The sequence below is a fragment of the Noviherbaspirillum sp. genome, from assembly GCF_036563305.1.
GTDB lineage: Bacteria > Pseudomonadota > Gammaproteobacteria > Burkholderiales > Burkholderiaceae_D > Noviherbaspirillum.
On the sequence record NZ_DATCMQ010000016.1, the window covers coordinates 91,706 to 109,807 of the forward strand.

18 protein-coding genes are annotated in these 18,102 nt (G+C 64.2%); 6 read left to right on the forward strand and 12 right to left on the reverse strand.

Going from position 1 to position 18,102, the window contains the following annotated elements:
- Positions 1 to 59 precede the first annotated feature (59 nt).
- Together secF and VIM12_RS16835 are read left to right on the forward strand one after the other, a co-directional pair.
- Positions 60 to 1,004: a protein translocase subunit SecF gene (secF, locus tag VIM12_RS16830; RefSeq protein WP_331942825.1), complete on the forward strand. Its 945-nt coding sequence runs from the start codon at positions 60 to 62 to the stop codon at positions 1,002 to 1,004.
- An 83-nt stretch (positions 1,005 to 1,087) separates the two neighbouring features.
- Entirely contained in the window at positions 1,088 to 1,771 is a 684-nt protein-coding gene (locus tag VIM12_RS16835; protein WP_331942826.1) for a cytochrome b/b6 domain-containing protein, read from the forward strand.
- 61 nt (positions 1,772 to 1,832) lie between these two features.
- Here VIM12_RS16835 and VIM12_RS16840 read toward each other — a convergent pair whose 3' ends face one another.
- Both VIM12_RS16840 and purB read right to left on the reverse strand, forming a co-directional pair.
- A complete protein-coding gene (locus VIM12_RS16840; RefSeq protein WP_331942827.1) occupies positions 1,833 to 2,282 on the reverse strand; it encodes a cytochrome c in 450 nt (149 codons plus the stop codon).
- A gap of 167 nt (positions 2,283 to 2,449) precedes the next feature.
- Positions 2,450 to 3,817, reverse strand: coding sequence for an adenylosuccinate lyase (gene purB, locus VIM12_RS16845; protein ID WP_331942828.1), 1,368 nt, complete (start codon positions 3,815 to 3,817; stop codon positions 2,450 to 2,452).
- A gap of 185 nt (positions 3,818 to 4,002) precedes the next feature.
- Between purB and VIM12_RS16850 the strand changes: the two genes are divergently transcribed.
- Positions 4,003 to 4,611 carry a glutathione S-transferase family protein gene (locus VIM12_RS16850; protein ID WP_331942829.1) on the forward strand — a complete coding sequence of 203 codons (609 nt, stop codon included), beginning with the start codon at positions 4,003 to 4,005 and terminating at the stop codon, positions 4,609 to 4,611.
- An 87-nt stretch (positions 4,612 to 4,698) separates the two neighbouring features.
- On the opposite strand, the gene bfr is transcribed toward VIM12_RS16850, so the two are convergent.
- From bfr to VIM12_RS16880, 6 genes are all read right to left on the reverse strand, one after another.
- Positions 4,699 to 5,169, reverse strand: coding sequence for a bacterioferritin (gene bfr / locus VIM12_RS16855; RefSeq protein ID WP_331942830.1), 471 nt, complete (start codon positions 5,167 to 5,169; stop codon positions 4,699 to 4,701).
- Between the two features lie 200 nt (positions 5,170 to 5,369).
- Positions 5,370 to 5,585 carry a (2Fe-2S)-binding protein gene (locus tag VIM12_RS16860; RefSeq protein WP_331942831.1) on the reverse strand — a complete coding sequence of 72 codons (216 nt, stop codon included), beginning with the start codon at positions 5,583 to 5,585 and terminating at the stop codon, positions 5,370 to 5,372.
- Positions 5,586 to 5,767: 182 nt separating this feature from the next.
- Entirely contained in the window at positions 5,768 to 6,085 is a 318-nt protein-coding gene (locus tag VIM12_RS16865; RefSeq protein ID WP_331943858.1) for a hypothetical protein, read from the reverse strand.
- Between the two features lie 90 nt (positions 6,086 to 6,175).
- Complete coding sequence (hemP, locus tag VIM12_RS16870) at positions 6,176 to 6,361, reverse strand: hemin uptake protein HemP (RefSeq protein ID WP_331942832.1); 186 nt, start codon at positions 6,359 to 6,361, stop codon at positions 6,176 to 6,178.
- Between the two features lie 210 nt (positions 6,362 to 6,571).
- Entirely contained in the window at positions 6,572 to 7,675 is a 1,104-nt protein-coding gene (gene mnmA / locus VIM12_RS16875) for a tRNA 2-thiouridine(34) synthase MnmA (RefSeq protein ID WP_331942833.1), read from the reverse strand.
- A complete protein-coding gene (locus tag VIM12_RS16880) occupies positions 7,668 to 8,153 on the reverse strand; it encodes an NUDIX hydrolase (protein ID WP_331942834.1) in 486 nt (161 codons plus the stop codon). The genes mnmA and VIM12_RS16880 overlap by 8 nt, the downstream gene beginning before the upstream one ends.
- 361 nt (positions 8,154 to 8,514) lie before the next feature.
- Here VIM12_RS16880 and VIM12_RS16885 point away from each other — a divergent pair, with 361 nt between their 5' ends.
- Together VIM12_RS16885 and pntB are read left to right on the forward strand one after the other, a co-directional pair.
- Entirely contained in the window at positions 8,515 to 10,101 is a 1,587-nt protein-coding gene (locus tag VIM12_RS16885; protein ID WP_331942835.1) for a Re/Si-specific NAD(P)(+) transhydrogenase subunit alpha, read from the forward strand.
- A 14-nt stretch (positions 10,102 to 10,115) separates the two neighbouring features.
- Positions 10,116 to 11,537 carry a Re/Si-specific NAD(P)(+) transhydrogenase subunit beta gene (pntB, locus tag VIM12_RS16890; protein WP_331942836.1) on the forward strand — a complete coding sequence of 474 codons (1,422 nt, stop codon included), beginning with the start codon at positions 10,116 to 10,118 and terminating at the stop codon, positions 11,535 to 11,537.
- A gap of 45 nt (positions 11,538 to 11,582) precedes the next feature.
- Here the strand turns inward: pntB and VIM12_RS16895 are convergent, their stop codons facing one another.
- Genes VIM12_RS16895 through VIM12_RS16910 form a run of 4 tightly spaced genes read right to left on the reverse strand, consistent with a single transcriptional unit; the run spans position 11,583 to position 15,816 of the window.
- Positions 11,583 to 12,725 carry an FAD-dependent monooxygenase gene (locus VIM12_RS16895; protein WP_331942837.1) on the reverse strand — a complete coding sequence of 381 codons (1,143 nt, stop codon included), beginning with the start codon at positions 12,723 to 12,725 and terminating at the stop codon, positions 11,583 to 11,585.
- Positions 12,726 to 12,732: 7 nt separating this feature from the next.
- A complete protein-coding gene (locus VIM12_RS16900) occupies positions 12,733 to 14,064 on the reverse strand; it encodes an aminopeptidase P N-terminal domain-containing protein (RefSeq protein ID WP_331943860.1) in 1,332 nt (443 codons plus the stop codon).
- 10 nt (positions 14,065 to 14,074) lie between these two features.
- Entirely contained in the window at positions 14,075 to 14,770 is a 696-nt protein-coding gene (gene murU, locus VIM12_RS16905) for an N-acetylmuramate alpha-1-phosphate uridylyltransferase MurU (protein ID WP_331942838.1), read from the reverse strand.
- Between the two features lie 20 nt (positions 14,771 to 14,790).
- Complete coding sequence (locus VIM12_RS16910) at positions 14,791 to 15,816, reverse strand: aminoglycoside phosphotransferase family protein (protein ID WP_331942839.1); 1,026 nt, start codon at positions 15,814 to 15,816, stop codon at positions 14,791 to 14,793.
- An 81-nt stretch (positions 15,817 to 15,897) separates the two neighbouring features.
- On the opposite strand from VIM12_RS16910, the gene VIM12_RS16915 reads away from it, so the two are divergent.
- Positions 15,898 to 18,090: an LPS-assembly protein LptD gene (locus tag VIM12_RS16915; protein ID WP_331942840.1), complete on the forward strand. Its 2,193-nt coding sequence runs from the start codon at positions 15,898 to 15,900 to the stop codon at positions 18,088 to 18,090.
- The last annotated feature ends 12 nt before the right edge of the window (positions 18,091 to 18,102 follow it).

Below are 18,102 nucleotides of genomic sequence, written 5' to 3' on the forward strand. Positions count from 1 at the left end.
GCGCGAGCTGACGGGAAAACGCGGCCCGTATCCTTGCGGGCCGCAACGAAAGGACAGTAATGGAGCTTTTCCGAATCAAGAGGGATATTCCCTTCATGCGCCACGCATTGATCTTCAATGCGATTTCGGTGCTCACCTTCGTGGCCGCGGTGTTCTTCCTGTTCTACAAGGGACTGCACCTGTCGATCGAGTTCACCGGCGGCACGGTGATGGAAGTCACCTACAGCAAGCCGGCCGACCTCGAAGGCATGCGCCGTTCCATCGAAGGCCTCGGCTATACCGACACGCAGGTGCAGAGTTTCGGCACCGCGCAGGACGTGATGATCCGCCTGCCGGCCCGCAAGGACGTCAGTTCCACGCAGCAGAGCGAGAAGGTGATGGGCGCCCTGAAGGCGCAGGACGACAGCGTGCGACTGCAGCGCGTCGAGTTCGTCGGGCCGCAGGTCGGGGACGAACTGACGCACGACGGCCTGATGGCGCTGGGCATGGTGGTGATCGGCATCGTGATCTACCTTGCCTTCCGTTTCGAATGGAAATTCGCCGTGGCCGCCATCATCGCCAACCTGCATGACGTGGTGATCATCCTCGGCTTCTTCGCCTACTTCCAGTGGGAGTTTTCGTTGACGGTGCTGGCGGCGGTGCTGGCCATCCTCGGCTATTCGGTCAATGAATCGGTGGTGATCTTCGACCGCGTCCGCGAGACCTTCCGCGACCGCCGCTACGGCAAGATGGACACCGCCGACGTGCTGAACCACGCGATTACCAGCACCATCTCGCGCACCATCATCACCCATGGCTCGACCCAGATGATGGTGCTGTCGATGCTGCTCGTCGGCGGCGCGACGCTGCATTACTTCGCGATCGCGCTCACCATCGGCATCCTGTTCGGCATCTATTCGTCGGTGTTCGTCGCCGCCGCCATTGCCATGTGGCTCGGCGTCAAGCGCGAGGACCTGATCAAGCCGGTCAAGGAAAAGAGCGAGACCGACGGCGCCGTCGTCTGAGTGCCGCTCGACCAGGAAGCCAGCCCGCGGGCTGGCTTTTTTTTCGGCTACACTTCGCGCATCGGCTGCTGGAGGAACAACGGATGAAGAAAGTGCGTGTCTGGGACTTGCCGCTGCGCCTGTTCCACTGGATCCTGGCGATCCTGATCGTGGTCGCGGTGGTGACGCAGAACATCGGCGGCAATGCGCTGGAATGGCATTTCCGGGCCGGCTACGCCGTGCTGACGCTGCTGCTGTTCCGCCTGCTCTGGGGCTTCCTCGGCACCCGCTACGCGCGCTTCGCCAGTTTCATCTACGGGCCTTCAACGATCGTCGGCTATCTTCGGGGCCGCAAGGATGGCGACGGACGGACGCGGCATGTGGCCGGCCACAACCCGCTTGGCGCGCTGTCGGTCTTTGCGATGCTCGGCATACTGCTGATGCAGGCGGTGTCCGGCATGATGGCAAACGACGATATCGCGAGCGAGGGACCGCTCGCCAAATTCATCAACAAGGACTTGTCGGACCAGCTCACCTGGCTGCACGCGGAAGTCGGTTCGCTGCTGATCTATGTGCTGGTCGGCCTGCATGTCCTGGCCATCCTGTTCTATCGCGTCGTGCGGCGCAAGCGCCTTGCCGCCGCGATGATCACCGGCGACCAGGAAGTCGAGGCCGAGGCGCCTGCGGCAAACGACTCCTGGGGCATGCGGCTTTTCGCCGGGCTATTACTTTCGGCCTGCGCCGGGTTTGTCTACTACCTGGTGACGCTGCCGCCGAAAGCGTTCTGATCAAGGATGCCCAAAAAGCAAACGCCCGGCAAGCCGGGCGTTTTTTCTGCGCAAGCCGTTCCTACTTGTTGCGGTAGTTGTCGTGGCAGGCCTTGCAGGACTGGCCAACGGCGCCGAAGGCCGCCTTGATGGCGTTCAGGTCGCCGGATTTCGCCGCGGTCGACAGCTTGGCCACTTCGGCCTGCATCTTGTCGCCGCCTGCCTTGAACTTGTCCTGTTCTTTCCAGATTTCCGGCTTGGCCTTGGAATTCTGCTCCGAGCCCTGCGGGAAAGCATTCCACGGCAGCCTGCTCATGGTTTCGATCACCGCCACATCGGCTTCCACCGCCGCCTTGTCATACGGCCGCTCACCCTTGACGACGGCGCCGACGCGGCCCATATGGTTGCCCATCACGGTGAACACGGACTGGCGGTACTTGACGGCGTCTTCGACCTTGGCGAACTGCGCCTGGGCGGCAAACGGAACGGTTGCGAGGGCGGTCAATGCAATGCTGGCGAGGATATGCTTCATGCGATTTCCTTGGCTGATGGGGAACGGACGGCGTCACGGTCGGCCGCCGCGGTGGCGGGCGGCCGCCTGCCCATTCTACAAGCGGCCTGCATAAGTTGCACAACGGACTTTATGAGGGCGCCGGCGGCGCAGGGGCGGCCGGCGTGGCGGGCCGCCCTGGGGCACTGTCAGATTTCCCGTGCCAGCTTCTCGGCGCGACCGATGTAGTTTGCCGGCGTCATCGCCAGTAACTGGTCCTTGGCGGACTGCGGAATGGCGAGGCCGTTGATGAATTCCTGCAGGCCTTCCCTCGAGATGCCCTTGCCGCGGGTGAGTTCCTTGAGCTGCTCGTAGGGATTCTCCACGCCGTAGCGCCGCATCACGGTCTGCACCGGCTCGGCGAGCACTTCCCAGGTCGCGTCGAGGTCTTCCGCCAGGCGCTGCGGATTGACTTCGAGCTTGTTCAGTCCCCGCAGGCAGCTGTCATAGGCCAGGATCGCGTAGCCGAATGCGACGCCGATGTTGCGCAGCACGGTGGAATCCGTCAGATCGCGCTGCCAGCGCGACACCGGCAGCTTCTCGGCGAGATGCTTGAGCACGGCATTCGCCATCCCGATATTGCCTTCCGAATTCTCGAAATCGATCGGATTGACCTTGTGCGGCATCGTGGACGAACCGATTTCGCCCGCCTTGGTGCGCTGCTTGAAATAGCCGAGCGAGATATAGCCCCAGATATCGCGATTCAGGTCGAGCAGGATGGTGTTGGCGCGCGCAACCGCATCGAACAGCTCCGCCATGTAGTCATGCGGCTCGATCTGGATCGTGTACGGGTTGAACACCAGGCCGAGGCGCTGCTCGATCACCGCGCGCGAGAAGGATTCCCAGTCGAAGTCGGGATAGGCGGACAGGTGAGCGTTGTAGTTGCCGACCGCGCCGTTCATCTTGCCGAGGATCTCTACGGCGGCGATTCGTTTCTGCGCACGGCGCAGGCGCGCCACCACGTTCGCGATTTCCTTGCCGAGCGTGCTCGGGCTGGCCGGCTGGCCGTGGGTGCGCGACAGCATCGGCAGCGCGGCGTGCGCATGCGCGAGTTCGGTGAGCCTGGTCGTCACGGCATCGAGTGCCGGCAGCAGCACGGTGTCGCGCGCCGCCTTCAGCATCATCCCGTGGGAGGTATTGTTGATGTCCTCCGAGGTGCAGGCGAAGTGGATGAACTCGGAAGCGGCGACCAGCTCCGGGACGTCCTTCACCTTCTCCTTGAGCCAGTATTCAACGGCCTTGACGTCATGATTCGTGACGGCTTCGATTTCCTTGATGCGCTCGGCGTCGTTCTCGCTGAATTCCGCCGCAAGCTTGTCCAGCAGCGCCGCCGCCGACGGCGAGAAGGGCTTGATCTCGGCAAAGCCGGCCTGCGCCAGCGCCTGCAGCCATGCGATCTCGACCTTGACGCGATGGTGCATGAAGCCCGCCTCCGAAAGGATAGGGCGGAGCTTGTCGGTCTTGGCGGCATAACGGCCGTCCAGCGGGGATAGGGCGGAAAGCGGGGAAAGCGGCATGATGGTCGGGCCAGAAGTAGTGAAAAAGCGCGCAACGTCGGGGAAAGCATCCCCAAGTGCAGAGTAGGCGGGCATTCTACCATTGACCATCGGGCATGGAACGCCGACTGTCGGCGGCGCCTCCCGTCGGGGAAGCTGAGGTTCCTCAATGTTATAATCGCAATCGATTCTTACCATACCCATCTATGAAACTCATCGGTGCCCTCGCCAGTCCCTATGTCCGCAAAGTCCGCGTCGTGATGGCGGAAAAGAAGCTCGATTACACGCTGATCCTCGAGAATGTCTGGGCGCCGGACACCAAGATCCAGCAGTCGAACCCGATCGGCAAGGTGCCCTGCCTGGTGATGGAGGACGGCGGCGCCATGTTCGATTCGCGCGTCATCGTCGAGTATCTCGACACCCTGACCCCGGTATGCAAGCTGATCCCGCCCAACGGCCGCGAGCGTGCCGAAGTCAAATGCTGGGAAGCGCTGGCCGACGGCGTGCTCGACGCCGCAGTGCTGGTGCGCCTGGAGCGCACCCAGCGCGCCGGCGAATTGCAGAGCCAGGCCTGGATAGACCGCCAGATGAGCAAGGTGCATGGCGGACTGAAGGCGATGTCGGCGGGCCTGAACGACACCCCCTACTGCTGCGGCAACCATTACACGCTTGCGGACGTCGCCGTCGGCTGCGCCCTTGGCTGGCTGTCCTTCCGCTTTCCGGAAATCGAATGGCGCGAGACTTATCCCAACCTTGCCAAGCTGTTCGACAAGCTGTCGGAGCGGCAGTCGTTCAAGGACACGCTGCCGCAGTAGGCAACAGGTGGTCGGCGGATACCGCCAATGAAAAAGGCAGCCGAGGCTGCCTTTTTTTACGGACCGGCGCTTACATGCCGACGTCGCTTATTCACCCATCTGCGATTGCAGGTAGTTCTGCAGGCCGACCGTATTGATCAGGTCGAGTTGCGTCTCCAGCCACTCGATATGTTCCTCGGTGTCGTCGAGGATTTCCACCAGCAGCTCCCGCGATACGAAGTCACGGGCAGTCTCGCAGGCGGCGATGCCATCCTTGACGGTCTGTTGCGACAGCTGTTCCAGCTTGAGGTCGCATTCCAGCATCTCTTGCGTGTTCTCGCCGATCATCAGCTTGTGCAGCGCCTGCAGATTGGGCAGGCCGTCCAGCATGAGGATACGGTCGATCAGCCGGTCGGCATGTTTCATCTCGCCGATCGATTCCTCGTACTCCTTCTTGCCGATCTTCTCGAAGCCCCAGTGCTTGTACATCCGTGCATGGAGGAAGTACTGGTTGATCGCGGTGAGTTCGTTGGTCAGTTGCGCGTTGAGCAACCGGATAATGTTCGGATCACCCTTCATGAAAACCTCGGCAGTAAGTGTAGTGGAGTCGCATCAGGCGGTCATGATAGCGCAGCGCTCCGGGTTCTTCACCGAGGTACATGCATTTCGTTAGCGAGAATCATTCGCAGGGGGTACGCCTGCTTTGAGAGGGAAGGTGTTCATTGCCGCACGCCACGGCATCGGCAGGCCGCTCGAAGGCGACCAGACTGCGCGGTGCGTCAGGCGGCGAACGCCTGCTGGAACAGTACAGGCTGCGGCTCGCGTGCACCCTCCTCGAGGCACTCGCGCAGCACGGTCTTCGCGCAGGAGTGGCATTTGCCGCAGCAGGTGCCGACGCTCAGTTCGGCGCGCAGCTCGGGCATGCTCGACACGCCCTCCCTGACGGCCTGGCGGATTCTTCGGTCGGAGACATTGTGGCAGACACAAACGATCATTGAAGCACCTTGCTGTTATCCGGGGAATGGACGGTTTGATGGAGGGATACTGTCAGGCCGCCGAGGGCTGCTTTGCCGCGTCCACCGCGGAGCTGCGACTGTTGGAAGCCCGGGTTGGCGGCTGTGGACCGAGGATGATCGACTGGTCTTGTCTGGACATGTGATGGGTTCCTTTTGCTAGGTCAGTGGGTGCGGTTGCCGGCAATCAGGCGCAGAAAAAGGCTCGGGCGCTGCGCAGGCCGGATGGTGCGGTCCACCAGGCTGGCCCACTGCTCCGACAGCTGCAGGCAGGTCGCCTGCAATACCGGGGCAAGCTCGGGCAGTTCCGCCAGCACCTTGAGGTGCCGCTCGATGACCGAAGCCAGGCGGGTACATGCCTGCGACTCCTGGGCGTGGGCGGTGTAATGCGACATCAGGTGCAGGACGGCGGACAGCAGCAGCTCCGGCTGCGTGCGCGCCGACGGTTCATAAAACGCGGGATCCATCGTGTCGGTGGCCATCAGGGTCTTCCTTTCTATGACGTGGCTGGCGTCGACATTCGCAGGCTGGCTGGTTGCGTGCAATTCGCTTGCTCCGGGCGCGGGCTGCCTTCAGGCAGTCAGGATCAGCTTGTTCAGCTGGGTCAGACGCAGGCGGTAGATCCGACCTTGATGCTCGATCTCGATTTCGCGCCGCTGCTGGAACAGGTCTTCGCTTTTCAGGCGCACGGCGTCCAGTGCAGGCGTCGCTGAACGAGCCTTCGCATCGGGCTTCTTCACTTGCGTCGGGAAATCCATTGCTGCTCCTTGTAAATGCGAACCATTCTTATTTCGATTATTGACTAACTCAATCGGCCGCGCAAGGTTTTTTTATCGATGCGGGACAAATGTCATGCACGTCTGTCGAGACGGAAAGCAAAGGTGTTGCCGAAGGGAAGAGAACAATGGAAAACCGGGCTCAAGAGCCCGGTTTCAGGAGGGGTAGGGGAGGAATAAGGCGCTGCGCGCTCAGGCGCGCGCCGTATCGATGATGCCGCCGCCAAGGCAGACATCCCCGTCATACAGCACGGCCGACTGGCCCGGCGTGACCGCCCACTGCGCGGAGGGAAAGGAGAGCGAGAATGCGGACGGCGCGGGATCCGCCAGCAAGCAGGGCGTGTCGGCCTGGCGGTAGCGCGTCTTGGCCGCAAGCGCCCCCGCGGCCGGCGGCTCGCCCGCGATCCAGCTGGCCTGGCCGGCCGCCAGCCGGGACGACAGGAGCCAGGGATGATCATGTCCCTGCACCACGTACAGGGTGTTGCTCTCGACGTCCTTGCGCGCCACGTACCAGGCGTCGCTGCTGCCCGCGGCATTCTGGTAGGACTTCATGCCGCCCAGTCCGATGCCCTTGCGCTGGCCAAGCGTGTAGAAACTGAGGCCGACGTGCTCGCCCACCACATTCCCTTCAGGCGTCTTCATCGGGCCTGGCTTGTAGGAAAGGTAGCGGTTCAGGAATTCACGGAACGGCCGCTCGCCAATGAAGCAGATGCCGGTTGAATCCTTCTTGCGCGCATTCGGCAAGCCGATCCTTTCGGCAATCCTGCGCACTTCGGTCTTCGGAATCTCGCCCAGCGGAAATAGTGTTTTGGAGAGCTGCGCCTGGTTCAGGCGGTGCAGGAAATAGCTTTGGTCCTTGGTCGCGTCGAGCGCCTTGAGCAGCTCGAAGCGCCCGTTGTCCGCCTGCCGGACCCGCGCATAATGGCCGGTCGCGATCAGGTCGGCGCCAAGCGCCATGGCGTGGTCAAGGAAGGCCTTGAACTTGATCTCGGCATTGCAGAGCACGTCCGGATTGGGGGTGCGCCCCGCCTGGTATTCGCGCAGGAATTCGGCGAACACGCGGTCCTTGTACTCGGCGGCGAAATTGACCGCCTCGATGTCGACGCCGACAACGTCGGCGACGCTTGCGGCGTCGATCCAGTCCTGCCGCGTCGAGCAGTACTCGGCATCGTCGTCGTCTTCCCAGTTCTTCATGAACAGGCCGATCACCTCGTAGCCCTGTTCTTTCAGCAGCCAGGCGGAAACCGACGAATCCACCCCGCCCGACATGCCGATCACGACACGTTTTCTAGCCACTCGTCGCTCCGGTGACGCTCGGGTGCGTATAGATCAGGGACAGGGGCGCACGGCGGCCCGCGAGATAGTCGTCGACACAGCGCAAGACCAGCGGGCTGCGGTGGCGGCTTTCGCAGGCGACCATTTCCTCGCGTGTCATCCAGACCGCGCGCAGTATGCCTTCGTCAAGCGGACGGTCGAGGGCGCGCCCGACTTCGCCGCAGAATGCGAAGCGAAGGTAGGTGACTTCCTTGCCGGTGCGCGAGGAGACATAGCTGGACATGTACAGGCCGACGAGGTCGGTGGGGAAGAATTCATGGGCAGCTTCTTCCAGCGTTTCCCGGGCCACGGCATCGGCCAGCGACTCGTTGGGATCGAGGTGGCCCGCAGGCTGGTTGAAGCGGATGCCGTCGCTGGTTTCCTCCTCGATGAGCAGGAAACGGCCGTTCCGTTCGATTATGGCGGCGACGGTGACAGAAGGTTTCCAGACTTCAGACATGGTGTTCCTTAAAGAGGGCGACATTTTACCTTGCATGGCGGTGCGGCGCTGTCCGCAAGTATTGAAGCTAGGCATCCTTTCACCAGGATGGGTGTAAGTTATTGATCTGCCACAATCGGGTGATTTCGGCCGGCGAGGGAGAAGCAAAATGAGGCTAGATTGAGACGCCGCCCGGCCTCCGCCTGACTGAATGAAAAGCGAACGGTTGTGCTAATTTTTGGTTTCCGTGTAAGATCGATGTAAGAATTGCCAGTGTCCGGCGGCCGCAAGCGATGGCGGCCAGGGCGCTGCGCCGACGTCCATCGGCGCAGCGCCACCCTGTCTGCAGAACGAATAATCAACAAAAGAGAAGGGGAAACACATGCCTCTGATGATCGGGGTGCCAAGGGAAGTCTTCCCGGGCGAGAAGCGGGTTGCGACTGTTCCCGATGTCGTGGAGAAGCTGATCAAGCTCGGCTTTTCCGTGATCGTCGAGTCGGGCGCCGGCGATGCGGCCAACTTCAGCGACGACAGTTACCGCGCGGCGGGCGCCAGCATCGCGGCGGGGGCGCCGGAACTGTGGGCGGCGGCCGACGTGGTGTTCAAGGTGCGCGGCCCCGATGCGACGGAAATCGGCTTGATGCGGCCGGGGACGACCCTGGTGAGCTTTATCTGGCCGGCGCAGAACCCGGAACTTATGCAGCAGATGGCGGCGCGCAATGTGACCGTCCTGGCAATGGACAGCGTGCCGCGCATGTCGCGCGCGCAAAAGATGGACGCCTTGAGCTCGATGGCCAATATCGCGGGCTATCGCGCGGTGATCGAGGCGGCGCATCACTTTGGCCGTTTCTTCACCGGACAGATCACGGCGGCGGGCAAGGTACCGCCGGCGAAGGTGTTCGTGATCGGCGCGGGCGTCGCCGGCCTGGCGGCCATCGGCGCCGCATCCGGCCTCGGCGCCATCGTGCGCGCCAACGACACCCGGCCCGAGGTGGCCGACCAGGTCAAGTCGATGGGCGGCGAATTCGTCGGCGTCGACTATACGGAGGAAGGCTCCGGCGTCGGCGGCTACGCAAAGGTGATGAGCGAAGGTTTCCAGCTGGCGCAGCGCGCCACCTTCGCGAAGCAGGCGAAGGAGGTCGACATCATCATCACGACCGCCCTCATCCCCGGCAAGCCGGCGCCCAAGCTGATTACCGCCGAGATGGTGCAGTCGATGAAACCGGGCAGCGTGATCGTCGACCTCGCCTCGGAGCAGGGAGGCAACTGCGAGCTGACGGTGCCCGGCGAGGTGGTGGTGCGTCACGGCGTGACCATCATCGGCTACGCGGACCTGCCGAGCCGCCTGTCGAAGCAGTCGAGCACGCTGTACGCGACCAACCTGCTGCGCCTGACGGAAGAACTGTGCAAGAACAAGGACGGCACGCTGAACGTCAACATGGACGACGAGGTGATCCGCGGCGCGACCGTCATCAAGGAAGGCAGCATCACCTGGCCGCCGCCGCCGCCGAAACTGTCGGCGGCGCCGGCTGCGGCACCCGCCGCCAAGCCGGTGGTGGCGCAGGCGAAAGGCCACGGCCACGGCGCAGGCGGGGCCCCCGCATCCGGCTCGCGCATCGCCGTCCTGTTCGGCGTGGCCGCGCTGCTGTTCTGGGCGGTCGGCGCGTATGCGCCGCCGGCCTTCCTCGGCCACTTCACGGTGTTCGTGCTGGCCTGCTTCGTCGGCTACATGGTGGTGTGGAACGTCACGCCCTCCCTGCATACGCCGCTGATGAGCGTGACCAATGCGATCTCCAGCATCATCGCCATCGGCGCCCTGGTGCAGGTGGCGCCGCCGCTTGACGCGGGGAGCGGACGACCGGACGACTGGATCCGCTGGCTGGCGGTGATCGGCATCGTGCTCACGGCGATCAACATGTTCGGCGGCTTTGCCGTCACCCGCCGCATGCTGGCGATGTTCCGCAAATAAGGGAGACAACAATAATGACTGCGAGTCTCACAACGGTCGCCTACATCGGGGCGATCATCCTGTTCATCCTCAGCCTGGGCGGCCTGTCGCACCCCGAGTCGGCGCGGCGCGGCAACCTGTACGGCATGATCGGCATGGCGCTGGCGGTGCTGGCGACGGTCTTCGGGCCTTCCGTCACCGGCGCCGGCATCCCGTGGATCATCGGCGCCATGGTCGTCGGCGCGGCGATCGGTCTGTATGCGGCGCGCGTCGTGCAGATGACGCAAATGCCGGAACTGGTCGCGCTGATGCACAGCCTGGTCGGCCTGGCGGCAACCCTGGTCGGCTATGCCAGCTATATCGATCCGGCTGCCTCTGCCGGTTTCAGCGGCGCCGAGAAGGCGATTCACGAGGTCGAGATCTACATCGGCATCCTGATCGGCGCGGTGACGTTTTCCGGTTCGATCATCGCCTTCGGCAAGCTGTCCGGCCGCATCGGCGGCAAGCCGCTGCTGCTGCCCGGCCGCCATCTGCTCAACCTGGCTGGCCTGCTGGTGGTGGTCTGGTTCGGCGCCCGCTTCCTGCAGGCCGAGTCCATCGATGCCGGCATGGTGCCGCTGGTGGTGATGACGGTGATTGCGCTGCTGTTCGGCATCCACATGGTGATGGCGATCGGCGGCGCCGACATGCCGGTTGTCGTCTCGATGCTGAACAGCTATTCGGGATGGGCCGCGGCGGCGACGGGCTTCATGCTGTCGAACGACCTGCTGATCGTGACCGGCGCGCTGGTCGGTTCCAGCGGCGCCATCCTCTCCTACATCATGTGCCGCGCGATGAACCGCAACTTCATCAGCGTGATCGCGGGCGGCTTCGGCAGCGACAGCGGCAAGGCGGCGCCGAAAGGCGATGCCGCCGTACCGGCCGGGGAAGTGGTTCCGGTCAGTGCCGCCGAGACCGCGGAGATGCTGCGCGACGCGAAGAACGTCATCATCGTTCCCGGATACGGTATGGCGGTGGCGCAGGCCCAGCATACCGTGTACGAGATCACGAAGCTGCTGCGCGAACGGAACGTCAACGTCCGCTTCGCCATCCATCCGGTGGCGGGGCGCATGCCGGGGCATATGAACGTATTGCTGGCGGAAGCCAAGGTGCCTTATGACATCGTGATGGAAATGGACGAGATCAACGAGGACTTCCCGGACTGCGACGTGTCGATGGTGATTGGCGCCAACGACATCGTCAATCCGTCGGCCGCCGAGGATCCGACCAGTCCGATCGCCGGCATGCCGGTGCTGGAGGTCTGGAAGGCGAAGACCTCGATCGTCATGAAGCGCAGCATGGCTTCCGGCTATGCGGGCGTCGACAATCCGCTGTTCTACAAGGAGAACAACCGGATGCTGTTCGGCGACGCCAAGAAGATGCTGGACGAAGTGCTGGTGGCGTTGAAGTCTTCCTGACGCCGATTCGCCCACGGGTGAAAAGCCGCGCATGCGCGGCTTTTTTCATGTCCGGCGGCCGAACATCATGTGGTCGGCGAGCAGCCGTTGCGCCGGCTTGAAGCTGTCCAGCAGCGCCAGGGACAGGCCGAGGGCGGCCTGCGAAGGCGAACCTGCCGGCCCCGACGCGAAGATGCGGGCCATGGTGTCGGTGAGGCTGATGGTCATTCCGCGGTCGTCTCGGCGCGCCGCCGCATAGCGGGCAAGCTTGTCGGGCGTGGCATCGGACGCCAGCAGCCGGGCCAGCACCGCCGCGTCGCGCAGGCCGAGATTCAGGCCCTGGCCGGCGACCGGATGCAGGGTCTGCGCCGCGTTGCCGATGGCGACCATGCGGCGGGTCAGCGCCTCGTGGGCATTCAGGCCGAGCGGAAAGGCAACGCGCGGCGTCACTGCAATGACGCTGCCGAGCCGACCGCCGAACGCCCGTTCCAGCGCCGGGATGAAATCGCTGTCCGGCAGCGTCTGCAGCCGCGATGCCGTGTCCGGGCGCACGCACCACACCATCGCGTAGCCGTCATCCTGCGGCAGCATCGCCAGCGGGCCTTCATCGGTAAAGCGCTCGTAGGCGCGGTGAGGGACGGGCGCGCTCATCGTCACGGTGGCGATCAGCGCCGTCTGGCCGTAGTCGCGCCGCTGCGCGCGCGCATCCTGGTCGGTGAACACGCCTCCCTCCGCCTGCACCAGGATGCCAGCGGTGATCGACGTGCCATCCGCAAAGCGGAGTTCGACCTCGTCCTCGCGTTCCTGGGCGGAGCTTGCGAGGGACGGGCGCAGGCTGACGATGCCGCAGCGTTCCGTGGCGCCCGCCAGCACCGACGCCAGCATGCCGTAGCGGGCGACGTAGCCGAGCGCTTCGACCTGGTAGTCGTCGCGGTCGATCAGCGTGCGGCCGAACTGCCCGCGGCGTGACACGTGGATCTGGTGGATGGGATCGGACGGTACCGGCCAGCAGCCGATGTCCTCGAGGATCTGCCGGCTGCCATAGGAGAGGGCGATCGAGCGAGGATCGCTGCGCACCTGGTCCACGGTCTTGGCATCGACCAGGGCGATCCTGTCGGGCCGCAGGCCCCGTGCAGCGAGCATCAGGCCGAGCGACATGCCGACGGGCCCCGCGCCGCTGATCGCAATGTCGAAGTCCGTTCCCGCCATGACCGCCTCAGCCGCGTATCACGGCTTCGATATCGGCAACCGTCTTCGGCGCCGATTCGGTGATGATGTCGCAGCCCTCGGCGGTCACTACCGCGTCATCCTCGATGCGGATGCCGATGTTCCAGAACTGTTCCGGCACCCCGGGCTCGGGGCGGACGTAGATGCCTGGTTCGATCGTCAGCACCATTCCCGGCTGCAGCGTGCGCCAGGGCTTCTCGCCCTCGACCACCGAGGCTTCGCGGTATTCGCCGACATCGTGCACGTCCATGCCGAGCCAGTGGCCGGTGCGGTGCATGTAGAACTGGCGGTAGGCGCCTTTCTCGATCACGTCGTCGAGGCTGCCGACCTTGTCCTTGTCGAGCAGGCCGGTATCGAGCATGCCCTGGGCCAGCACCCGTACTGCCGCGTCATGGCCGTCCATGAAGCGCTTGCCGGGCGCGGTTTCGGCGATCGCTGCCGCCTGCGCCTCCAGCACCAGTTCGTACAGCGCCTTCTGCGGGCCGCTGAAGCGACCGTTGGCGGGAAAGGTGCGGGTGATGTCGGAGGCGTAGCTGTGCAGCTCGCAGCCGGCATCGATCAGCACCAGGTCGCCGTCGCGAATCTCGGCGTCGGCGGCGCGATAGTGCAGCACGCAGGCGTTTGCGCCGGTGGCGACGATGGAGCCGTACGCCGGGAACTGCGACCCGTTGCGACGGAACTCATGCAGCAGCTCGGCCTCGAGGTGGTACTCGCGCAGCCCCGGCCGCACCGCCTGCATCGCCCGCCGGTGCGCCGCCGCCGAAATCTCCGCGGCCTGCTTCATGAGGGCGATCTCGTCGGCATCCTTGACCAGCCGCATCTCGTCCAGCAGCACGTGCACGTCGTGCACGACGGAGGGCGCGACCACCCCGGCCCGGCCCTGCATGCGCACGTCCTGCAGCCAGTCCTGCACTTGCGCGTCCAGCCTGCTGTCCGCGCCCAGTGCATAGAAAAGCGCGGGCGCATTCGCGAGCAGCTTCGGCATCTCGGCAGCCAGCGCCGACACCGGATAGGCAAGGTCGAAGCCGAAGGCCTCGCGCGCCGCTTCCGGGCCATAGCGGTAGCCGTCCCAGATTTCCCGCTCGAGGTTCTTCTCGCGGCAGAACAGGATCGACTGGTTGCGCTTGCCGGCGACAAGCACGATCACCGCCTCCGGCTCGCTGAAGCCGGACAGGTAGTAGAAATAGCTGTCGTGCCGGTAAGGATAGTCGGCATCGCGGTTGCGCATGACTTCGCGCGCCGTCGGGAGGATGGCGACGCCGCCGCCTTTGGCCTGCATCTGCGCCATCAGCGCGGCGCGGCGGGCTGCATAGGATTTCATCATTTTCCTTTCAAGCGTTCAGTTGCGCCAGGCGTTCCGGGGTGCCGACGTCGGTCCAGTCGCCGCGATACAGCTCGCCGCCAACCTGGCCGCGGGCCGCGTACTCGCGCAGGATGGGCGCAAGCTTGGCGGGGGTGCCGGCGGTGATGGCGTCGAAGATCTCGGGGCGGTAGACGCCGATGCCGGAGAAGGTATGGCGAGGGTCGCCTTCATTGGCGACGGAATAGCTGTTAAGCGCAAAATCGCCGAGCGGATTGTGCGCTGGATTACGCACCAGGTAGAGCCAGGCGACGTCGCGCTTGTCCGGGGCATGCGGGTTTCCCCAGACGTCGTTGTCCTGCAGCGCGTCGAGGACCTGGGTGAAATCGAAATGCGGGCAGTAGATGTCCGCCGCGACGGCCACGAACGGATCGTCCCCCAGCAGGTGGCGGGCATAGGCAATGCCGCCGGCGGTCTCGAGCGCGGCGCCTTCGGCCGAGTAGGCGATGCGGGCGCCGAATTTCGTGCCGTCGCCGAGGGTTTCCTCGATCATGCCGCCGAGATGGGCATGGTTGATGACGATCTCGTTGATGCCGGCGCGTACCAGGTTCAGCACGTGCCAGACGATCAGCGGCCGTCCCCGCACCTTTAGCAGCGGCTTGGGGCAGGTGTCGGTCAGGGGGCGCATCCGCTCGCCACGGCCCGCAGCGAAAATCATGGCTTTCATCGTTTGCAGTCGAATCGTTGTCAGAAGGTATAGCCGACGCCCGGACCCTTTTCCTCCAGCTCGTCGAGCAGCTTCACCAGCGGCGCGAGCGCGTTGTAGCGCCCCGCGGCCTTGCGCGTGTATTCCATCACCAGCGGCAGGTCCTTCAGGTAGCCGTCCTTGCCGTCCCGGTGATACAGGCGGGCGAAGATGCCGAGTACCTTGAGATGGCGCTGCAGGCCCATGAACTCGAAGTCGCGGTAGAAGCTGTCGACGTCGGGATTGACCGGCAGCCCGGCGCGACGCGCCCGCTCCCAGTAGCGGATCGCCCAGTCCAGCACCATTTCCTCGTCCCACTGGATATAGGCGTCGCGCAGCAGCGAGACCAGGTCATAGGTGATCGGCCCGTACACGGCATCCTGAAAATCCAGGATGCCGGGATTGCCCTGTCCCAGCACCATCAGGTTGCGGGAATGATAGTCGCGGTGCACGAAGACCTGCGGCTGCGCGAGATTGTTGGCCAGCAGGGTGTCGAACACCTGGTTCAGGGCAGCCGTCTGCTTGTCGCTCAGCGTGACGCCCAGGTGCTTGCCGACGTACCAATCCGGAAACAGCATCAGCTCGCGGTGCAGCAGGGCGCGGTCGTACTCGGGCAGTACGTCGGGCCTGCTCTGGGCCTGGATCAGCACCAGTGCATCGATGGCGTCGAGGTACAGCTTGTGCGCGGTGTCCGGGGTCAGCTGCTGCAGGTAGGTGGTCGTGCCGAGGTCGGACAGCAGGAGGAAACCGCGTTCCACGTCCCGCGCCAGCACTTTCGGCACCGATGCGCCGGTCTGCCCGAACAGGTCGGCCACATGGATGAACGGGCGGACGTCTTCCTGGGGAGGCGGCGCATCCATGACGATATAGGTCGTGCCATCCTCGCCATCGACGCGGAAATAGCGGCGAAAGCTCGCGTCGGAGGAGGCCGGGCGGACCGACGCCGGATCGAGCCGGATGCCAGCATCGGCGGCAAGCCATTCCTGCAGTTGCTGAAGACGGATATCGGGTGAAGTATTTACAGACATGAAACGTTCGGATTGGACAGTAGGGAGTTCCCCTATAATAAGGGATTCATTTCAAAAAAGCGCTCGCGGGTCCTCCTTTTCATGAAACGGCAACCAGCATTTCCACCCTCGCAACGCCTGCTTCGCCTGATCGCCACGCTGGTCACTGCCGCCTCGGTGCCGGCACTTGCTTCGGCACAGGCGCAGCCGAAACGTTCCGACGACGAGAAGAACCTGCCTGCCAACGTCAGCGCCGAACAGATGAGCGGCCGGCCCGACCGCGAAGTGATCCTGGAGCGCGACGTCGAAATCATCCGCGGCCCGACGACCCTGAATGCCGACCGGGCGACGTACCGGGTCGTGGAGGACGAGGTCGAGGCGCAGGGCAACGTGAGGATGCGCCGCTTCGGCGACACCTATACCGGCGACGAGCTGCGGTTCAAGATGGAGGCGCAGGAAGGCTACGTCACCAATCCGACCTATCACCTGCAGCTGAACAATGCGCGGGGGACCGCCGACCGCATCGATTTCGAGGGCGAGAACCGCGCCACGGTCACCGACGGCTCCTACAGCACCTGCGAAGGCCCCGATCCCGACTGGTACCTGCGCGCGGGCCGGCTGAACCTCGACGGCGACCGCGACGAAGGCATCGCCCGCAACGCGCTGCTCTACTTCAAGGACGTGCCGATCCTGGCTGCGCCGGCAATGTCCTTCCCGCTGTCCGACGCGCGCAAGAGCGGTTTTCTGCCGCCCACCATCGGCACCACCAGCAAGGGCGGTTTCGAAGTGATGGTGCCCTATTATTTCAACATCGCGCCCAACCGGGACCTGACGCTGTTCCCGCGCGTGTATGCACGGCGCGGGGTGCAGCTCGGGGCGGAAGCGCGCTACCTGGGCGAGACCTATTCCGGCATCACCCGGGTCGAGGTGCTGCCGAGCGATCGCGAGACCCATACCGACCGCTACGCGCTGAGTTCCACGCACACCCAGACGCTGGCGCCAGGATGGGGACTCTCCTGGAACCTCAATACCGCCTCGGACGACGAGTATCCGGACGATTTCTCCAGCACGCTCACCACCAGCCGCCAGCGGCTGATGGCGCGCGACGTCGCGGTCGGCTACTCCGGGTCGTTCTGGAGCGCGAGCGCACGGGCTTCCAACTACCAGGTGCTGCAGGACCCGGATGCGCCGATCGCCCGGCCGTATGACCGGCTGCCGCAGATCACCTTCGCCTCCGGTCAGCAGGACATCAAGGGATTCGACTGGAACGCCGATTCCGAGCTCACCCGCTTCTATCATCCGGACCTGGTGCGCGGCGACCGTTTCATGCTCAATCCGCGGGTCGCCTATCCGATCATCGAACCAGGCTACTTCATCACGCCGCGGTTCAGCATCCATCACACCTCCTACGCCCTGCAGAACAACGCGGTCGGTTCGCCGGACTCGCTCACGCGCACCTTGCCGACCTTCTCCGTCGACAGCGGCCTGGTGTTCGAACGGGACGCGAATTTCCTCGGCAAGGAGATGATCCAGACGCTCGAGCCCCGGTTGTTCTATGTCTACACGCCCTACAGGGACCAGAGCGATTTTCCGGTGTTCGACAGCGCGGAAGCCGACCTCAGCTTCGCGCAGCTGTTCAGCGAGAACCGTTTCATCGGTTTCGACCGCATCAGCGATGCGAACCAGCTGACCGCGGCGCTCATCTCCCGCTACATCGAGCAGGACGGCGTGGAGCGGATCCGCTTCGCGGTCGGCCAGCGCTATTACCTCAACGAGCAGCGCGTCACGCTGCGCGGCGCCCGCAATGACAGCCGGTCAGACCTGCTGCTGTCCGCCTTCGGCCGCATCACCCGCCAGTTCAGCCTCGACGGCAATGTGCAGTATAGCCAGACCAACAACACGGTCAGCCATGCGAATTACGGCGTCCAGTGGGCGCCGGCACCCAGGAAGGTGCTCAACCTGAGATACCGCCGCGACCGGTTGAACGACCTCGAGCAGGTGGACGTGTCCGGGCAATGGCCGCTCTCGCGTCGCTGGTACGGCGTGGCGCGGGTCAACTACTCGCTGCCCGAGAGCAAGGTGGCGGAAAGCCTGTTCGGCGTCGAGTACATGGCCGACTGCTGGGTGCTGCGCGTAGTCGCCCAGCGCACGCCGACCTCGTCGGAGCGAGCCAACTCGTCGATCTTCTTCCAGCTCGAGTTGAACGGCCTGACCAAGTTGGGCTCCAATCCGCTCGACGCGCTGCGCCTGAACATTCCCGGGTACCATCTCGTCAATCAACCCAGCACTCCCTAACGAAGCACGATG

Bases quoted from the DNA above. Each gene is read 5' to 3' on its own strand.
- secF (WP_331942825.1), top strand. From the start codon at position 60: ATGGAGCTTTTCCGAATCAAGAGGGATATTCCCTTCATGCGCCACGCA.
- VIM12_RS16835 (WP_331942826.1), top strand. From the start codon at position 1,088: ATGAAGAAAGTGCGTGTCTGGGACTTGCCGCTGCGCCTGTTCCACTGG.
- VIM12_RS16840 (WP_331942827.1), bottom strand. From the start codon at position 2,282: ATGAAGCATATCCTCGCCAGCATTGCATTGACCGCCCTCGCAACCGTT.
- purB (WP_331942828.1), bottom strand. From the start codon at position 3,817: ATGCCGCTTTCCCCGCTTTCCGCCCTATCCCCGCTGGACGGCCGTTAT.
- VIM12_RS16850 (WP_331942829.1), top strand. From the start codon at position 4,003: ATGAAACTCATCGGTGCCCTCGCCAGTCCCTATGTCCGCAAAGTCCGC.
- bfr (WP_331942830.1), bottom strand. From the start codon at position 5,169: ATGAAGGGTGATCCGAACATTATCCGGTTGCTCAACGCGCAACTGACC.
- VIM12_RS16860 (WP_331942831.1), bottom strand. From the start codon at position 5,585: ATGATCGTTTGTGTCTGCCACAATGTCTCCGACCGAAGAATCCGCCAG.
- VIM12_RS16865 (WP_331943858.1), bottom strand. From the start codon at position 6,085: ATGGCCACCGACACGATGGATCCCGCGTTTTATGAACCGTCGGCGCGC.
- hemP (WP_331942832.1), bottom strand. From the start codon at position 6,361: ATGGATTTCCCGACGCAAGTGAAGAAGCCCGATGCGAAGGCTCGTTCA.
- VIM12_RS16880 (WP_331942834.1), bottom strand. From the start codon at position 8,153: ATGTCTGAAGTCTGGAAACCTTCTGTCACCGTCGCCGCCATAATCGAA.
- VIM12_RS16885 (WP_331942835.1), top strand. From the start codon at position 8,515: ATGCCTCTGATGATCGGGGTGCCAAGGGAAGTCTTCCCGGGCGAGAAG.
- pntB (WP_331942836.1), top strand. From the start codon at position 10,116: ATGACTGCGAGTCTCACAACGGTCGCCTACATCGGGGCGATCATCCTG.
- VIM12_RS16895 (WP_331942837.1), bottom strand. From the start codon at position 12,725: ATGGCGGGAACGGACTTCGACATTGCGATCAGCGGCGCGGGGCCCGTC.
- VIM12_RS16900 (WP_331943860.1), bottom strand. From the start codon at position 14,064: ATGAAATCCTATGCAGCCCGCCGCGCCGCGCTGATGGCGCAGATGCAG.
- murU (WP_331942838.1), bottom strand. From the start codon at position 14,770: ATGAAAGCCATGATTTTCGCTGCGGGCCGTGGCGAGCGGATGCGCCCC.
- VIM12_RS16910 (WP_331942839.1), bottom strand. From the start codon at position 15,816: ATGTCTGTAAATACTTCACCCGATATCCGTCTTCAGCAACTGCAGGAA.
- VIM12_RS16915 (WP_331942840.1), top strand. From the start codon at position 15,898: ATGAAACGGCAACCAGCATTTCCACCCTCGCAACGCCTGCTTCGCCTG.